This window comes from Mesorhizobium sp. M7A.F.Ca.CA.004.04.2.1 (genome assembly GCF_004022825.1).
Taxonomy (GTDB): Bacteria; Pseudomonadota; Alphaproteobacteria; order Rhizobiales; family Rhizobiaceae; genus Mesorhizobium.
This window is the reverse complement of sequence record NZ_RZPH01001453.1, coordinates 1-1,057: the sequence shown is the minus strand read 5'-3', so window position 1 is coordinate 1,057 and position 1,057 is coordinate 1. Positions and strand designations below refer to the sequence as shown.

Annotated in this window: 1 protein-coding gene; it reads left to right on the top strand. The window is 63.3% G+C overall.

Features of this window, described 5'->3' with window-relative positions; all coding sequences use genetic code 11:
- Positions 1 to 77: 77 nt before the first annotated feature.
- Positions 78 to 1,057 (top strand): helix-turn-helix transcriptional regulator (locus tag EN893_RS35325; RefSeq protein WP_128362233.1); only part of this gene is annotated, 980 nt, incomplete at its 3' end.

Genomic DNA, 1,057 nt, shown 5'->3' with positions numbered 1-1,057 from the left:
ACAGGAACCCGCCAGCAAAGCCAGCTTGCCGCCTTGGTGAAGAACGCGGAGTTGGTAGCGCAGCCAACGAGGCACAAGTGACTTCCGATCTGGCCGACCGCATCTACGAGGCTGCATTCGTGCCGGAGATGTGGCGCGACGTCCTGGAGCAGTTGAGCAGCGAGTCCAACTCGGCTGCCGCCTCGCTTGTCCTGTTCGATGACCGAGCCCCGCCAAAATTCATCGCGACCGATTTGATCTCGCCAGTGCTGGAGGCTTTCGACGCTGCCAATGGATGGCAGAAGAGCGAGGAGGTGCAACTCCTCTTCTCGATGACCCCGCCTTCGGCTTTTGTCTACGACGCCGATTATTTCCCCGCCGGAGCTCTGGCAAGCAATCACCTGCGCCTCGATCGCACCCGGCCGCTGGGGATTGGCGGACAGATTGGTTCGTTCATCGTCATGCCGACGGGGGAAATGGCACTGTTTTCGACCGAGCGCTGGCGCGACAACGATCGTCCTTCGGCAGACGATCTCGCGCGAATGAACGCGCTGCGGCCGCATCTGGCGCGTGCCAGCCTGATTGCGGCGAGGCTCGGGCTTGAGCGCGCGCAAGGAACAGTTGCGGCAATGGAAAGAATGGGACTGCCGGCTGCTGTCCTTTCATCCAATGGACGCGTGCTGGCCACCAACCCGCTGCTTGAGGCCATGCCCGCGATGTTCCTGCCGGTCGCCTTCGGCAGCATGGCGATTGGCGATGTGCAAGCAGACCTTTTGTTTCAGCAAGCCATCGCCGCCGTGCGCAGCGAGATCGAACCCTCGGTCCGATCAATCCCGGTACCCGCGCGACAAGACAGGCAGTCGATCATCGTCCATGTCCTGCCGCTGCTCCGTTCGGCGCATGATATCTTTTCGGGGGGCGACATCCTGATCGCCGCGACGGCGGTGAGCGCCAGTTCCATGGTGCCTTCGCCAACCCTGCTTGCCGGCCTGTTCGACCTGACGCCCGCCGAAGCGCGGCTGGCGGCCGCCCTTTCGCAAGGGCGGCCGTTGAAGGAGGCGGCGGCGCGTTCCAACAT